Origin of the sequence: Anoxybacillus ayderensis, from assembly GCF_013761015.1 — a bacterium.
In the GTDB taxonomy this organism is placed as follows: domain Bacteria; phylum Bacillota; class Bacilli; order Bacillales; family Anoxybacillaceae; genus Anoxybacillus; species Anoxybacillus ayderensis.
In genome coordinates, this window is record NZ_JACDUV010000007.1 from 79,054 (window position 1) to 95,457 (window position 16,404).

Genomic DNA, 16,404 nt, shown 5'->3' on the forward strand with positions numbered 1-16,404 from the left:
GAGGGATCATGATGCAAGGAGATTATGTCGTCATTAAAGCGTTAGAGGACGGAGTGAACGTCATTGGATTGACGCGCGGTTCAGATACGCGTTTCCATCATTCAGAAAAGCTCGATCAAGGAGAAGTGCTCATTGCGCAATTTACGGAGCATACATCAGCGATCAAAGTGCGCGGGAAAGCACTGATTCAAACGCAGCACGGTGAAATCCAATCTGATGCGAAAAATCATCGTTAACGTAAAGGCAGTTTATGATATAATAAAGTTTGAGTTTTTGGGAAGCAAGGGTGATGAGTCATGGATATGCAACAGCAAATGGAACAAGTACGAACGCGCATTCAACGGGCAATTGCCCATTCGTATGTCGATCGCTATATACAGCCACGCATCGTAGACGAAGATCGCATATTGTTTGCTCTTTCTATGCTACGTTCGGCTCAAGTGGACGCAAACATCGCACTCGATTATGTGTTTGCCATGATGCTCATTCAGCTCGCCCTTGATACCCATGATGAAATAGATGAGCAACAAACGATACAACAAAGGCAATTAACAGTGCTTGCGGGAGATTTATATAGCGGATTGTATTACGAGTTTTTAGCGCGACGGCATGACATTTCGCTCATTCGTCGCTTTGCTGAAGCGATCAAAGAGATCAATATACAAAAAATTCGTTTACGGCAACTATCCTTAGATGATCTTGAGCGCTTTCATTGCATCGGTGTCATTGAGTCCGCCTTGCTTTGTAAGCTTGCAGAGCATGTTCATGCTGATGAATGGGGAGAATTAGCGTATTACTTGTTCTCGCTGAAACGCGTTCATCGTGATGGAGCGAAATCGAAAGCATCGATAGATTATATCGACTACTGTAAGCGGAAATTACAAGATCTTCTTCCGCTTCATATACACGAAGAGGTAAAAGAGCGGTTTTCTCATCTCCTCGCTTGATTTCAGTTGAAAGAAGGGGATTTTTATGCAACAGTCGAAAGAAGAACGTGTTCATCGCGTATTTGAAAAAATTTCAGATCATTATGATCGCATGAACTCAGTCATTAGCTTTAAACGTCATGTCGCATGGCGAAAAGATACGATGAGACGAATGAATGTACAAAAAGGAGCGAAAGCGCTCGATGTATGTTGTGGAACAGCAGATTGGACGATTGCGTTGGCGGAAGCGGTCGGACCGAGCGGCGAAGTGTACGGGCTTGATTTTAGTCGCAATATGCTAAAAGTAGGGGAAGAAAAAGTAAAAGAGCGCGGGTTTCAACATGTGACGCTCGTGCACGGAAATGCGATGAACTTACCGTTTCCTGACAACACGTTTGACTATGTGACGATTGGTTTCGGATTGCGTAACGTTCCCGACTATATGACCGTATTAAAAGAAATGTATCGCGTAGCAAAGCCAGGTGGAAAAGTCGTTTGTTTAGAAACGTCACAGCCAACGCTCATCGGTTTTCGACAACTGTACTATGCATATTTTCGTTACATCATGCCTTTTTTCGGGAAAATTTTCGCGAAAAGTTATGAAGAATACTCATGGTTGCAAGAATCGGCACGTGAATTTCCGGGAATGGACGAGCTAGCAGACATGTTTCGCCAAGCTGGTCTCGTGCGCGTACAAGTGAAACCGTATACGTTCGGAGTGGCAGCGATGCATCTCGGATATAAACCTGATGGACGTTAAGGTGAATAGTGATGAAGCTAAAAGCGATGTATTCGTTTTTAAACGGAGATTTAAACCGAATTGAAGAACAATTAAAAATGACTGTGCAAACGTCTGATCCGCTCGTCAATGAAGCATCGTTGCATTTGCTTGAGGCGGGCGGAAAGCGCATTCGTCCGGTTTTTGTTTTACTTGGTGGACAATTTGGCACATATCATTTTGAGAAAATGAAACGGGTAGCTGTTGCTCTTGAACTTATTCATATGGCTTCTCTTGTCCATGACGATGTCATTGATGGCGCGATGTTACGACGCGGAAAAGAGACGATTCAAGCGAAATGGGGCGACCAATTTGCGATGTACGTTGGCGATTATTTGTTCGCTCGAGCGCTTGAACAAATGTGTGAAATTGATGATCCTGTTGCCCATCATATTTTAGCAAAAACAATTGTCGAAGTATGTCGTGGAGAAATCGAACAAATTAGCGACAAATATCGCTTTGACCAAAATTTGCGTCGCTATTTACAACGAATCAAAAGAAAAACCGCTCTACTTATTGCGGCAAGCTGTCAGCTTGGCGCCGTCGTTGCAGGGGCGCCTGAAGCGGTTCATAAAAAGTTGTATTGGTTTGGCTATTACGTTGGGATGTCTTTTCAAATTACAGACGATATTCTTGACTTTATCGGAACAGAAAAACAACTCGGTAAGCCAGCAGGCAGCGATTTATCGCAAGGAAATGTGACGCTCCCTGTTTTGTACGCGATGAATGAACAGACGTTAAAAGAACAAATTATAAAAGTAAACGAACATACAACAAGTCATGAAATGGCGCACGTGATTGATGGCATTAAGCGAACAGACGCCATTGAAAAATCATATGAGCTCGGAGATCGCTACTTACAAAAAGCGCTTCACACATTACAAAAACTGCCACGCAACCGTGCTTGGACGGCACTTTACAACATTGCGAAATATATCGGAAAACGGAAATATTAGACGTATGAAAAGAAAAAATTAAATCGTTTTCATGGGGAATATTGCTAATTTGCATACAAGATGGTATAATTGCGGAGGAGTGAATTCCAATACATAACGTATCAGGGGTGGAGAATTCGTCATGGAAAGAACATTTCTAATGGTCAAACCAGATGGGGTACAACGCGGTGTCATTGGTGACATCGTTGCGCGTTTTGAGCGCAAAGGTTTTCAGCTTGTAGGCGCAAAGCTCATGCAAGTATCGCGCGAGCTTGCTGAACAACATTACGCAGAGCATAAAGAGCGCCCATTTTTTGGTGAACTTGTTGAATTTATTACGTCCGGTCCAGTATTTGCGATGGTATGGGAAGGCGAAAACGTCATCGCTACAGCTCGTCAAATGATGGGGAAAACAAACCCGCAAGAAGCGTTGCCTGGGACGATTCGTGGCGACTTCGGTTTAACGGTCGGAAAAAATATTATTCACGGTTCTGACTCAAAAGAAAGCGCAGCGCGCGAAATTCAACTATTTTTTAAAGAAGAAGAGCTCGTTTCTTACAGCAAGCTTATGAACGAGTGGATATATTAAAAAAATTAAAGGTAGGCACACGCCTACCTTTAATTTTTTTATTTCTGTTTTTTCACATTTTCGTTATACTGTATTTATGAAAGAAAAGGAAGAGGAGTTTTTTGTATGAGTGATTATCAACAATTTATTGCAAACGTGAAACGAAAAACAGGCATTGATTTAGCTCTGTATAAAGAAGCGCAAATGAAACGGCGCTTAACTTCTCTGTACGAAAAAAAAGGGTTTAAAAATTTTGATGAATTTTTTCGGGCGATGAATCATGATCAAGCGTTGTTCCATGAGTTTTTAGATCGCATGACGATTAATGTATCTGAATTTTTCCGCAATGCGAAACGATGGGAAGTGCTTGAAAAAAAGATTATTCCAAAACTTCTTGAAAAAAACAAACGATTAAAAGTATGGAGCGCTGCCTGCTCGACAGGAGAAGAGCCGTATACGTTGGCCATCATTTTGTCCAAATTTATGCCGCTATCGCAAGTAAGTGTGCTAGCGACTGACATTGATGATAACGCAATGGCTCGGGCGAAGCTCGGCATTTATATGGAACGTTCCCTTCAAGAAGTGCCAGAAGATGTAAAGAAAAAATTTTTTGTCAAAGAAGGATCTCATTACAAAATTATTGATGACATTAAACGAACGGTCACATTTAAAAAACATAATTTGCTTGCCGACCCATTTGATACGAATTTCGACTTAATCGTTTGCCGCAACGTGCTCATTTACTTTACTGAAGAAGCAAAACACGAATTGTATTTGAAATTTAATGGCGCTCTTCGTCCGGGAGGAATATTTTTCGTCGGTAGCACGGAACAAATTTTTAATCCGGCAGCATACGGTTTTGAAGTGGAAGATACGTTTTTTTATCGAAAAATGTAGCCGCGGCCGAACTCGGTCGCTTTCTGTATAATTAAGGGGTTACGTCTGTAGAAAAAATGTGCTATATTCATACATAATCGCTTTAAAGAGATGAAGGGAGAGAGGGAATTGCGGTATTTAACAGCTGGTGAGTCTCACGGTCCACAACTCACAACAATTATTGAAGGTGTTCCAGCAGGATTGACGCTTTTCGCAGAGCATATTAACGAAGATTTAGCGCGTCGGCAAAAAGGATACGGTCGCGGACGACGCATGCAAATTGAAAAAGACGAAGTGAAAATTTTAAGCGGGGTGCGACACGGGAAAACGCTCGGTTCTCCAATTACCCTTGTCGTTGAAAATCGCGATTGGAAACATTGGACGAACATTATGGGCATTGAACCGTTAGTTGACGATACAGAAGAAGTGAAAAGAAAAGTGACGCGTCCACGCCCAGGGCATGCAGATTTAAATGGGGCGATAAAATACGGCCACCGCGATATGCGCAATGTGTTAGAGCGCTCGTCAGCGCGTGAAACAACGGTGCGCGTCGCTGCTGGTGCGGTAGCGAAACGAATTTTGTCGGAGTTAGGCATCCGTATCGCAAGCCACGTCGTTGAAATTGGAGGAGTCAAGGCGGAGCATACCGCATATACATCGCTTGAAGAGTTGCAACGAGTGACAGAGCAATCTCCTGTTCGCTGCTTTGATGCAGAAGCGGAAAAAAAGATGATGGCGGCCATTGATGAAGCGAAAGAAAAAGGTGATTCGATCGGTGGAATTGTCGAAGTCATTGTGGAAGGTGTTCCGACTGGCGTTGGAAGCTACGTCCATTATGATCGCAAGTTAGATGCAAAAATTGCCGCAGCTATTGTAAGCATTAATGCGTTTAAAGGAGTTGAGTTTGGCATCGGCTTTGAAGCGGCACGCCGCTTCGGAAGTGAAGTGCATGACGAAATTATATGGAGCAAAGAAACGGGATATACGCGAAAAACGAATCGACTTGGCGGATTTGAAGGTGGCATGACGACAGGGATGCCAATCGTTGTGCGCGGGGTGATGAAGCCGATTCCAACGTTATATAAACCGCTTATGAGTGTCGATATTGAAACGAAAGAACCGTTTGCCGCAAGCATTGAACGTTCGGATAGTTGCGCTGTCCCTGCCGCAAGCGTTGTCGCTGAAGCAGTAGTGGCGTGGGAAATTGCCGCAGCCATTGTCGAACAATTTGGACAAGATCGCATGGATCTGATTATTCAAAATGTCGAAAACATGCGTCGGTACGCAAAGGAGTTTTAATGATGAAACGCATTCACATCGCTACGCCGTCGAAACGATATGAAGTCGTCATTGGGAATGAATTATTGCACATGATGGATCGGATGATTGATCGCGTTTGCCCGCATGTGACAGCTGTGCTCATCATTACAGATGAAACGGTCGCTTCGCTTTATTTAGCTGATGTGCAACAAGCTCTTCATCAAACATATGACCGTGTGTACGCGCATGTGATTCCAAGCGGAGAAGAGGCGAAGTCGTTTGAACAATTTTATGCTTGTCATACCGCAGCGTTAACAAACCATTTAGATCGTGATTCATTAATTGTTGCCCTCGGCGGAGGGGTCGTTGGAGATTTAGCTGGTTTTGTCGCAGCGACATATATGCGTGGCATTCGGTTTGTTCAAGTGCCGACAACGTTATTAGCGCACGATAGCGCTGTTGGAGGAAAAACGGCCATCAATCATCCGCTTGGGAAAAATATGATTGGTGCTTTTTATCAGCCTGAACTCGTTTTTTATGATATTTCTTTTCTGTCTACCCTCCCAAAAAGAGAAATGCGATCTGGTTTTGCGGAAATTATTAAACATTCCTTAATTTATGATCGCGCTTTTTTTGGCTGGTTACAAGCGAACGTAGAAAAGATAGAGGATTTGAATGGCGAACGATTACAATATGCGATTCAAAAAGGAATTGAAATTAAAGCGGCAGTTGTCTCACAAGATGAGAAAGAGCATGGGGTTCGCGCCCATTTGAACTTCGGTCATACGCTTGGTCATGCGCTAGAAAGCGAGCTCGGGTACGGAGTGATGACGCATGGAGATGCGGTTGCTCTCGGGATGTTATTTGCCATTTTTGTCAGTGAACGTTTTTACAACCAACCGCTTTTTTACTCGTCGTTTCGGACGTTATTTCATCATTACGGCTTTCCGACTTCGCTTCCATCACACGTATCGCCTGAACGTTTGCTTGAAAAAATGAAAAAAGATAAAAAGGCGAAAGATCAAACGGTGCGCATGGTGTTAATGAAAGAGATCGGAACGGTATGTGTAGAACGGATAAGCGATGAACAATTGTTGCAATGGTTATACGCGTTTGCCGAAGAAGGAGGGAAAACATGTGATTCGAGCGATTCGCGGGGCAACGACTGTGAGCAATAACGATGAACGAGAGATTGTCGATGAAACGAAACGATTGTTAATAGAAATGATCCGCCAAAACGATGTGAACGCAGAAGACGTCGTATCGGTACTCATTTCGATGACCGATGATTTAAACGCCACGTTCCCGGCGAAAGCGTTGCGTCATCTCGATGGATGGACGTATGTTCCAGTGATGTGTATGCGCGAAATTAACGTTCCGCATGCATTACCGAAATGTATTCGCGTCATGATGACTGTACATACGAAGCGAGCGCAGCAAGATATTCATCATGTATATTTACGCGATGCAATCCAGCTTCGGCCGGATCTGCAGTTGACAAAAAAGTCAGACATATAATATGATGGTTTATAAGTTAGCTGAGTAGAGTAAGAGTTGAGTAGAGAATGAGTGAGAGCGGAGCAGAGGATCGTTAAGGTACGTATGCCTAAAGACTGCCCGTCTTTAGGCTTTTTTGTTTCCTCTTTGTTTCCCCTCATGTTCATTCTCCGAGAAAGGAGAACGATCATGAATATATCTACATTTTTGCAGACAGCTTCCCAATTTCGGACGATTCCGATTGTGCGTCGTTTTTTCGCTGACACGCTTCAACCGATTCAACTATTTATGTCTTTACGCGATGAGGCAGCCTTTTTGCTTGAAAGTGGAGACGACATGTCGCCTTGGTCTCGCTATTCATTCATCGGCATTCGGCCGTTCATGTCCATCGAAAGCGATGATGGCAAACAATTTTTTGTAAAAGAACAACAACAAGTGCTAGCGTGCACCGGGACGATTCAAGAAGCGTTTGCTATTATGCAGCAACATCTTCACGTTCAACTGTTATCATTAGACGTTCCGTTTCGTGGGGGAGCTGTTGGTTATATTAGCTACGATTTTATTTCTTCTATTGAGAAAGTTCCTTATCATGCGTATAACGATTTACAAATGAAAATCGTCCATTTCGTCGTTTGTGAATCACTTTTTGCGTTTGACCATGTAAAAAAAGAGTTGTTGCTTATCCATTATGTGCGTGTACAAGAAACAGATGACGAGGCAAAGCGAGTAGAGAAGTATGAAGCCGCATGTCGAACAATCGATGAGCTTGCGCGCAAAATGGTTCAAGGCTGTAATGAACAAGCACATATGATGTTCGATCGAAATATTTCGGTTTCGTTTGATCGTGTTCATTCGAATATGGATCGACAAACGTTTTATAAAGCGGTGGAAAACATTCAATCATACATTGCAAGCGGAGATGTGTTTCAAACGGTTTTGTCGCAACGATTTGCGATCGAAACGTCCATTGATGGACTTGAGCTATATCGATTATTACGTCTATTAAATCCATCGCCGTATTTATTTTATTTACAACTCGGTGAACAACAAATTATCGGCAGCTCTCCGGAAAAGCTTATCCAAGTACGAAATCGGGAACTTGAGATCGATCCAATCGCAGGGACGCGTCGTCGCGGAAAAGATGAACGAGAAGATGCTGCACTTATGAATGAGTTGCTTCATGACCCAAAAGAGCGAGCGGAACATTATATGCTTGTCGATCTTGCCCGCAATGATATTGGTCGCGTCGCTATGTATGGGACAGTTCGTACACCTCAATTTATGCAAGTAGGGAAGTTTTCTCACGTCATGCATTTAATTTCAAAAGTAACGGGAACACTTCGCGATGACGTTCATCCGCTTGATGCGTTGATCGCTGCTTTTCCTGCTGGAACGGTAAGCGGGGCACCGAAAATTCGCGCGATGCAAATTATTCAAGAGTTAGAACCGACGGCACGCAACGTATATGCAGGGGCGATTGCATATATCGGCTTCGACGGCAATATTGACTCGTGCATCGCCATTCGAACGGCGGTGTTAAAAAATAAAGTAGCATATGTGCAAGCAGGGGCGGGAGTCGTTGCTGATTCATTGCCCGAGCTAGAATGGAAAGAAACGAGAAATAAAGCGAGCGCTTTAATTCAGGCGATTCAGCTTGCAGAGCACGTATTTAAAGGAGGAGAACAACGTGTTTGAACAGTTGCTTCATAAATGTGCGAGACGCGAAACGTTAACGGAGCATGAGGCGTATGAAGCGATGCATGCGATGATGAGCGGGGAAGTGGATGAAAAGCAAGTGGCAGCTTTTCTAGCTTTATTACGGTTTCGCGGTGAAACGGTCGATGAGCTTGTCGGCTTTATTCAGGCGATGCGCGACCGAATGCGGACGATTTCCCTTGGGGAATCGGTGATCGATACGTGTGGAACAGGTGGAGACGGAAAAGGGACGTTTAACATTTCGACAGCGGTCGCTTTGCTTGTTGCTTCGCTCGATGTCGCAGTTGCAAAACATGGGAATCGGGCGGTTTCATCAAAGAGTGGAAGCGCAAATGTCATTGAACATTTTCACATTCCGATGCCGAAAACGGAAGAAGAAGCAAAAAAAGCGTTGCGTACCCATCGACTCGTCTTTTTATTTGCTCCATTTTATCACGAAGCGATGAAGCACGTTGCCCCTGTCCGTCAAAGTTTAAAAATGCGAACGGTATTTAATTTGCTTGGACCGCTCGTTAATCCGGCTCAACCGAAACGACAAGTGATCGGTGTACATGATGAAAAAGATGCGCGAAAAATGGCGGAAGCGTTGCGGCGAATCGGAACCGAACATGCCGTATTCGTTACAAGCCGCGATGGTTTAGACGAATGTAGCATTGCTGCGGAAACAAAACTCATTGAACTAAAAAACGGACATATGATTGAACGCATCATCGCTCCAGAACATGTAGGTTTACCGCGCGGGCGGTTGTCCGACATATGTGTTCATAGTGTAGATGAAAGTGCCCAACTCATTGAGCGCGTGTTTGCGAACTGCGCGAATGAAAGTGCAACTCATGTTGTTTTACTAAATGCGGGAGTTGCTTTATATGTCGCTGGTGTTGTGTCGAATATTTCAGATGGAGTAAATATGGCAAAACGTGCGATTGAGAGCGGCAATGCATATGCGTATTTACAAAGATTAAGAGGTGAACTATATGCTTGAAACGATTTTGCAAACGAAAAGAGAAGAAGTGGCATCGTTACAATTACCAGAACCGTGCGAACGATTTTCTCGTCGCTCGTTTTATGACGCATTAGCAAAGCCGCATCGCTTTTTAGGGTTAATTGCGGAAGTGAAAAAAGCGTCGCCGTCGAAAGGCGTCATTCGACAACATATGAATGTCGTTGATATTGCACGTGCATATGAACAAGCAGGTGCGGATGCTGTGTCTGTATTAACAGATGAACGATATTTTGCCGGTCATCGCTCATATGTCACGCAGGTGAAAAAACATATTCAAATACCGGTTTTACGTAAAGACTTTATTATTGATCGCAAACAGCTTGTTGAAAGTGTGCGTATTGGAGCAGATGCAATTTTGCTCATCGGTGAGGCGCTCGATCCAAGTTTTTTACACGAACTATACGAAGAAGCGCACGAAATGGGATTGCACTGTTTAGTGGAAGTGCATGCTCCAAACACGGTAGAGGCCATTTTAAAACGGTTTACACCAAAAGTGATCGGCATTAATAACCGTGACTTAATGACGTTTCATACATCGCTTCATGTAACAAAACAAATCGTTCCGCTATTGCCAAATTGCATCATTGTTAGTGAAAGCGGCATTCACACATACGATGATGTGCAGACGGTACAACAAGCAGGTGCGCACGCGATGCTCGTCGGCGAAGCGCTCATGCGCAAGCCAGATGTTCATGAGGCTGTTTATGAATTGTTTGGGGAGCGTTGTGTATGACCGTTTTAAAATATTGTGGCAATCGCTCATTGCAAGATGTGCAACTTGTCGCAAAAAGCGAAGCAGACTACATCGGATTCGTGTTTGCTGAAAGTAAGCGGAAGGTCGAACCGCAACATGTAAAAAGATGGCTATCTGTCGTTCAACTAGAAACGAAACAAATTGTTGGCGTCTTCGTTCATCCAACAATGACGTCTGTCGCTTCTGTTCTTGCGCACGTTCCTTTATCGATCATTCAATGTCATGGGATGGAGACGATCCAAACGGTAAGGCAATTAAAAGAAACGTTCCAACTTCCTGTTTGGAAAGCCATTCATCATGCCCCAGAGGCGTGGACATATATGCGCGTTTGGAAAGGAATAGCCGACGGTTTTGTTATTGATAGCGGCCGAAAAGGAGCATGGGGTGGAACAGGTATCTCGTTTGATTGGAGCGTTGTCCCTTATTACATGGAAGAAGCGAATCGCCAAGGTGTACCTTGTTTCATCGCAGGGGGAATTACGCCAGATAACGTTGAACAATTGTTGGCATATGATCCGTTCGGGATAGACATTAGTAGCGGAATTGAAGAAAATGAGCGGAAAAGTGAACAAAAAATAAAAACAATCGAACAGAAGGTGAAAACATGTTGACATTACCAAATGAACGCGGCCGTTTTGGCATGTTTGGTGGAAAATTTGTGCCTGAAACATTAATGCGTCCGTTAGCTGACATCGAACAACAACTGCATGAAGCGTTAGCCGATCCTTCGTTTCACGCTGAATATATGCGCCATTTGTATGAATATTCGGGACGACCGACCGCCTTAACGTTTGCAAAAAACTTGACAGAACGATTAGGCGGGGCGAAAATGTACTTTAAACGTGAAGACTTAAACCATACAGGTGCTCATAAAATTAACAATGCCATTGGGCAGGCGTTGCTAGCGAGACGAATGGGAAAAAGAAAAATTATTGCTGAAACAGGGGCAGGGCAACATGGAGTAGCTGCGGCGACCGTTGCCGCTCGTTTTGGCATGGAATGCAAAGTATTTATGGGCGAGGAAGATGTGAAACGGCAAGCATTAAATGTCTTTCGCATGAAATTGCTTGGTGCGCAAGTCATTCCGGTGAAAAGCGGCAATCGTACGTTAAAAGATGCGACAAATGAAGCGATTCGTTATTGGGTGGAGCATTGTGATGATCATTTTTACATGATTGGCTCTGTCGTTGGACCTCATCCGTATCCGATGATGGTACGGGAATTTCAACGCATTATCGGGGAAGAAGCGCGCGAACAAATGTTAAAAGCAGAAGGAAAACTTCCTCATACAATTATCGCTTGTGTTGGTGGAGGAAGTAACGCGATCGGCATGTTTCATCCATTTTTAGACGATGACGTGGAATGTATCGGTGTTGAAGCGGCTGGAAAAGGTGTGCATACAACGGAACACGCCGCCACAATCACAAAAGGAACAAAAGGTGTCATTCACGGTTCGCTCACATACGTATTGCAAGATGAGCACGGTCAAATTACGGAACCGTATTCGATTTCAGCCGGTTTAGATTATCCAGGTGTCGGACCGGAGCATGCGTATTTAGCACACATTGGACGCGTTCGCTATGAAAGTGTCACAGATGAAGAAGCGATCGCTGCCCTTCAAATGACAGCAGAAATGGAAGGGATCATCCCAGCTATCGAGTCCGCACACGCGCTCGCCAAAGCGTTTCAAATCGCTCCCCTTCGCTCACGAGAGGAAATCATTCTCGTTTGTTTATCAGGAAGAGGAGATAAAGATGTGCAGACAGTGATGAACTATTTGGAAGGGGATGAACAGGAATGAAACATTTTATTCCATTTATCGTGGCGGGCGATCCGTGTGAAGAAGTGACGATTGATTTAGCGATCGCTCTTGAGCAGACAGGGGCAACGATGTTAGAGCTTGGCGTTCCTTATTCTGATCCGCTTGCAGACGGACCGATTATCCAGCGAGCAGCGAGTCGGGCGTTGAAAAATGGTATGACGTTAACAAAAGCGCTTACTCTCATCGGCCAAATGCGAAAAAAAGGTGTAAAAATTCCGATTATTGTCTTTACGTATTATAATCCTGTGTTACAATTAGGAGAAGAACGCTTTTTTGCTTTAGCGCAACAAAACGGTGCGAGCGGTGTGCTCATTCCAGATTTGCCTTTCGAAGAGAGCGAGCATATGAGAACGTTAGGCGAAACGTACGACATCCCTTATATTTCACTTGTTGCTCCAACGTCTGATGAACGCATCGCGATGATTGCATCGAAAGCACAATCGTTTTTATATTGTGTTTCATCATTAGGCGTCACAGGTGTTCGTGACTCGTTGCCGACAAAATTGCACGAATTTTTGCAACAAGTGAAATCATATAGCCGTGTTCCCGTTGTCGTCGGATTCGGCATTTCGACAGCAGAACAAGTGGAGCGACTTCAGCATGTATGTGATGGAATCGTCATCGGCAGCGCCATTGTACAAAAAATTGAACAACTTCAAGACGAATTGAACGATGTGCATACACGTCAAGAGGCGCTTCGCGTTTTTTCGCAATACGTCGCTTCGCTCATTGAACCATTGAAAATGAGGGTGAGAAAAAATGAAAGTGAAACAACAACTAAAACAACTAAAACCGTATCAACCGGGCAAACCGATTGAAGAAGTAAAACGCGAATATCAATTAGAGACGGTCATTAAGTTAGCATCCAATGAAAATCCGTACGGTTGCTCATCGCTCGTTCAGCAAGCGATCACTGCCGAGCTTGCTCATTTGGCGTTGTACCCTGACGGATATAGCCGAGCGTTGCGCGAGGCGCTCGCTAAGCATGTTGGCGTCAATGAAAAGCAACTCATTTTTGGAAACGGGTCGGATGAAGTTGTTCAAATCATTTGTCGCGCTTTTTTACAAAAAGGAACGAACACGGTGATGGCTACACCAACGTTTCCGCAATATCGTCATAACGCGATCATCGAAGGTGCAGAAGTGCGTGAAATTCCGCTTCGAGACGGACATCATCATTTAGAAGCGATGCTTGAAGCGATCGATGACGATACGCGCGTTGTTTGGATTTGTAGTCCAAACAATCCGACAGGTACGTATGTCAATGACGCTTCTTTGCGTGCATTTTTAGACAAAGTACCGAAACATGTGCTCGTCGTTGTCGATGAAGCGTATTATGAATACGTGCAAGCGGATGACTATCCAAATACCGTTTCTTTGCTTCAACAATATGAAAATATGATGATTTTACGCACGTTTTCAAAAGCATACGGGTTAGCCGCGCTTCGTATCGGATACGGCATTGGACATGAGCATATGTTACAAGCGATGGAGCCAGCACGCGAGCCATTTAATACATCTCGTCTTGCGCAAGTCGCTGCATTAGCCGCATTAAACGACCAAACATTTATTCAACAATGTGTCCAAAAAAATAAACAAGGGTTAAACGAATTTTATTCTTTTTGTGATCAATACGGTTTGCACTACTACAAGTCCGAGGGAAATTTCATTTTAATTGATTTTGGCTTTAGCGGTGATGAAGTGTTTACGTATTTGCTTCAACGTGGCATCATTGTACGTTCAGGATGCGCTCTCGGTTTTCCGACAGCTGTGCGCATTACAGTCGGATCGGCAGAACAAAACGAAACGATCATCCGAGCGTTAACAAACATGTTGAAAGAAAGAAGGGAAAAACTTTGCGAGGAAACGTTTTAATTGCCGGTCTCGGCTTAATTGGCGGTTCGATTGCGCTTGCGATCAAGCGGGCGCATCCGGACGCGGCAATGATTGGGTATGACGTATCAGGCGAGTCGTTGCGTTTGGCTCGCTCACTTGGCGTAATTGATGAAGCGGTACCGTCGTTTGCTCATGCGGCTTGTGAGGCGGATGTCATCGTGCTTGCTGCACCTGTTGCCCAAACGGAACAATTGCTTCGTGAATTGGCCGATCTTCCTTTACGACCAGACGTCATTGTCACAGATGTTGGGAGTACGAAAGAGCGCATTGTGAAACAAGCATGGCCGTTATTAGAACAAGGAGTCACGTTTATCGGCGGACATCCGATGGCCGGCTCGCATAAAAGCGGAGTTGCGGCTGCGCGGGCACACTTGTTCGAAAATGCCTTTTACATTTTAACACCGACAGAACATGTAAAAGAAGAACAAATCACGCGATTAAAGCGATGGCTTGAAGGAACGAAAGCACACTTTGTTACATTAACACCGAAAGAACATGATCGCATCGCTGGCGTTATTAGCCACTTTCCGCACATCATTGCGGCAAGCCTCGTTCACCAAGCGCAACAGTACGAACGGGAAGATGAGCTTGTGAGTCGATTAGCGGCAGGCGGTTTTCGTGATATTACGCGCATTGCTTCTAGCAACCCAGAAATGTGGCGCGATATTTTCATACATAATAAAGAGGAATTGCTACATTTGTTTGATCGTTGGATAGAGGAAATGAAAAAAATTCGTACGTACGTTGCTGATGGGGATAGCGAACGGATTTATCAATACTTTCATGAAGCGAAACAGTTTCGTGATGGGTTGCCTGTCCGAACGAAAGGGGCTATTCCTTCTTTTTACGATTTATATGTTGATGTGCCAGACTACCCGGGGGTTATTTCTGAAATTACCGGTTATTTGGCGAAGGAGCGTATTAGCATTACAAACATTCGCATCATTGAAACGAGAGAAGATATTTACGGTGTGCTTCGTTTAAGTTTTCAAACGGAAGATGATCGGCAACGCGCAAAACATTGCATTGAAGCGAATACGAACTACGAAACGTACGTTGTGTAAAAGAGGGTGAAATTGTGAATTTAAAAACAAATATCCATGCGTTACGAGGAGAAATTGCTGTTCCAGGTGATAAGTCTATTTCCCATCGTGCCGTTATGTTTGGAGCATTGGCGAATGGAACGACACGGGTGACAAACTTTTTAACAGGGGAAGATTGTTTAAGTACAATCGATTGTTTTCGGAAAATGGGTGTAGCCATTACGCAACAAGGAAATGAAGTGATCATTGAAGGAAAAGGAATTGACGGTTTAAAAGAGCCTACACATATATTAAACGTCGGTAACTCAGGTACAACGACACGTTTACTGTTAGGCATTTTAGCTGCTTGTCCGTTCCATGCTTGTTTAATTGGGGATGATTCGATCGCTAAACGGCCGATGGATCGTGTGACAAAACCGTTAAAACAAATGGGCGCACACATCGATGGAAGGGAACAAGGACGATACACACCGTTAGCGATTCGTGGTGGACAACTCCAGCCAATCACATATCATTCCCCAGTGGCAAGCGCGCAAGTGAAATCGGCCATTTTGCTTGCAGGTTTGCATGCGGACGGAACGACGACCGTGATCGAACCACATCAGTCGCGCGATCATACTGAGCGAATGTTGCGGGCATTTGGTGCAGATGTGCGCGTGGATGGATTGAGCGTTTCTATTACAGGACGGCAAACGCTTCGCGCGATCGATATAGAAGTGCCAGGGGATATTTCTTCAGCAGCTTTCTTTTTAGTCGCTGGTGCGATCGTTCCAAACAGCGAAATTACGCTAAAGCATGTCGGAATAAACCCGACGCGCACAGGGATTATTGATGTGTTAAAAGACATGGGAGCAGACGTTTCCATCGAAAATGTTCGCCACGAAGAAAGTGAACCGGTAGCTGACATCACTGTTCGCACATCGACGTTAAAGGCAACGCATATTGGTGGTGACATCATTCCGCGATTAATTGATGAAATTCCAATCATTGCTCTTTTGGCAACGCAAGCAGAAGGAACGACAGTCATTACAGATGCGAACGAGTTGAAAGTGAAAGAGACAGATCGAATTGCGACGGTCGTGTCTGAATTGCGAAAGCTTGGCGCACACATTGAAGCAACAGAAGACGGAATGATTATTCATGGGAAAACGCCGCTGCATGCGAACGATGTTCTCGTCGATAGTTATGGCGACCATCGCATCGGCATGATGTTAGCGATCGCATCGTGCATCACAAAAGGACATGTTACTCTTCAACGTCCGGAAGCGATTGCAGTGTCATATCCGACGTTTTTTGACCATCTCCGCATATTACAAAGCTGATTCGATCA

The 16,404-nt window shown here is 44.3% G+C and carries 18 protein-coding genes; all 18 read left to right on the forward strand.

Going from position 1 to position 16,404, the window contains the following annotated elements; translation table 11 throughout:
• The first annotated feature begins 8 nt into the window (after positions 1-8).
• The 18 genes from mtrB to aroA all read left to right on the forward strand — a co-directional run bounded on the left by mtrB (position 9) and on the right by aroA (position 16,396).
• Positions 9-236, forward strand: a complete 228-nt coding sequence (mtrB, locus tag HNR63_RS11040; RefSeq protein WP_004889838.1) for a trp RNA-binding attenuation protein MtrB — start codon at positions 9-11, stop codon at positions 234-236.
• 60 nt (positions 237-296) lie between these two features.
• Positions 297-947, forward strand: coding sequence for a heptaprenyl diphosphate synthase component 1 (locus HNR63_RS11045; RefSeq protein ID WP_181520725.1), 651 nt, complete (start codon positions 297-299; stop codon positions 945-947).
• A 25-nt stretch (positions 948-972) separates the two neighbouring features.
• Complete coding sequence (locus HNR63_RS11050; protein WP_021095013.1) at positions 973-1,686, forward strand: demethylmenaquinone methyltransferase; 714 nt, start codon at positions 973-975, stop codon at positions 1,684-1,686.
• A gap of 11 nt (positions 1,687-1,697) precedes the next feature.
• On the forward strand, positions 1,698-2,660 hold the full coding sequence (hepT, locus tag HNR63_RS11055) for a heptaprenyl diphosphate synthase component II (protein ID WP_181520726.1): 963 nt from the start codon (positions 1,698-1,700) through the stop codon (positions 2,658-2,660).
• Between the two features lie 121 nt (positions 2,661-2,781).
• Positions 2,782-3,228: a nucleoside-diphosphate kinase gene (gene ndk / locus HNR63_RS11060; RefSeq protein WP_009373682.1), complete on the forward strand. Its 447-nt coding sequence runs from the start codon at positions 2,782-2,784 to the stop codon at positions 3,226-3,228.
• Between the two features lie 105 nt (positions 3,229-3,333).
• Positions 3,334-4,104, forward strand: a complete 771-nt coding sequence (locus HNR63_RS11065) for a CheR family methyltransferase (protein WP_181520727.1) — start codon at positions 3,334-3,336, stop codon at positions 4,102-4,104.
• Between the two features lie 108 nt (positions 4,105-4,212).
• Complete coding sequence (gene aroC, locus HNR63_RS11070) at positions 4,213-5,382, forward strand: chorismate synthase (RefSeq protein WP_181520728.1); 1,170 nt, start codon at positions 4,213-4,215, stop codon at positions 5,380-5,382.
• Positions 5,382-6,521 carry a 3-dehydroquinate synthase gene (aroB, locus tag HNR63_RS11075; protein ID WP_181520729.1) on the forward strand — a complete coding sequence of 380 codons (1,140 nt, stop codon included), beginning with the start codon at positions 5,382-5,384 and terminating at the stop codon, positions 6,519-6,521. The genes aroC and aroB overlap by 1 nt, the downstream gene beginning before the upstream one ends.
• Positions 6,481-6,861 carry a chorismate mutase gene (gene aroH / locus HNR63_RS11080; protein ID WP_021095008.1) on the forward strand — a complete coding sequence of 127 codons (381 nt, stop codon included), beginning with the start codon at positions 6,481-6,483 and terminating at the stop codon, positions 6,859-6,861. Before aroB ends, aroH begins: the two co-directional genes overlap by 41 nt.
• Positions 6,862-7,029: 168 nt before the next feature.
• Complete coding sequence (gene trpE / locus HNR63_RS11085; protein ID WP_181520730.1) at positions 7,030-8,535, forward strand: anthranilate synthase component I; 1,506 nt, start codon at positions 7,030-7,032, stop codon at positions 8,533-8,535.
• A complete protein-coding gene (gene trpD / locus HNR63_RS11090) occupies positions 8,528-9,538 on the forward strand; it encodes an anthranilate phosphoribosyltransferase (protein ID WP_181520731.1) in 1,011 nt (336 codons plus the stop codon). Before trpE ends, trpD begins: the two co-directional genes overlap by 8 nt.
• Complete coding sequence (gene trpC, locus HNR63_RS11095) at positions 9,531-10,292, forward strand: indole-3-glycerol phosphate synthase TrpC (protein WP_085787994.1); 762 nt, start codon at positions 9,531-9,533, stop codon at positions 10,290-10,292. The genes trpD and trpC overlap by 8 nt, the downstream gene beginning before the upstream one ends.
• Complete coding sequence (locus tag HNR63_RS11100; protein ID WP_181520732.1) at positions 10,289-10,924, forward strand: phosphoribosylanthranilate isomerase; 636 nt, start codon at positions 10,289-10,291, stop codon at positions 10,922-10,924. Before trpC ends, HNR63_RS11100 begins: the two co-directional genes overlap by 4 nt.
• Positions 10,918-12,114 (forward strand): tryptophan synthase subunit beta, encoded by a 1,197-nt coding sequence (trpB, locus tag HNR63_RS11105; RefSeq protein WP_181520733.1) that lies wholly within the window; start codon positions 10,918-10,920, stop codon positions 12,112-12,114. The genes HNR63_RS11100 and trpB overlap by 7 nt, the downstream gene beginning before the upstream one ends.
• Complete coding sequence (gene trpA / locus HNR63_RS11110) at positions 12,111-12,953, forward strand: tryptophan synthase subunit alpha (RefSeq protein WP_181520734.1); 843 nt, start codon at positions 12,111-12,113, stop codon at positions 12,951-12,953. Before trpB ends, trpA begins: the two co-directional genes overlap by 4 nt.
• Positions 12,895-14,010, forward strand: a complete 1,116-nt coding sequence (gene hisC, locus HNR63_RS11115) for a histidinol-phosphate transaminase (protein WP_085787997.1) — start codon at positions 12,895-12,897, stop codon at positions 14,008-14,010. Before trpA ends, hisC begins: the two co-directional genes overlap by 59 nt.
• Complete coding sequence (locus HNR63_RS11120; RefSeq protein WP_085787998.1) at positions 13,992-15,095, forward strand: prephenate dehydrogenase; 1,104 nt, start codon at positions 13,992-13,994, stop codon at positions 15,093-15,095. The genes hisC and HNR63_RS11120 overlap by 19 nt, the downstream gene beginning before the upstream one ends.
• Positions 15,096-15,109: 14 nt before the next feature.
• Positions 15,110-16,396, forward strand: a complete 1,287-nt coding sequence (aroA, locus tag HNR63_RS11125) for a 3-phosphoshikimate 1-carboxyvinyltransferase (RefSeq protein WP_181520735.1) — start codon at positions 15,110-15,112, stop codon at positions 16,394-16,396.
• Positions 16,397-16,404 lie beyond the last annotated feature (8 nt).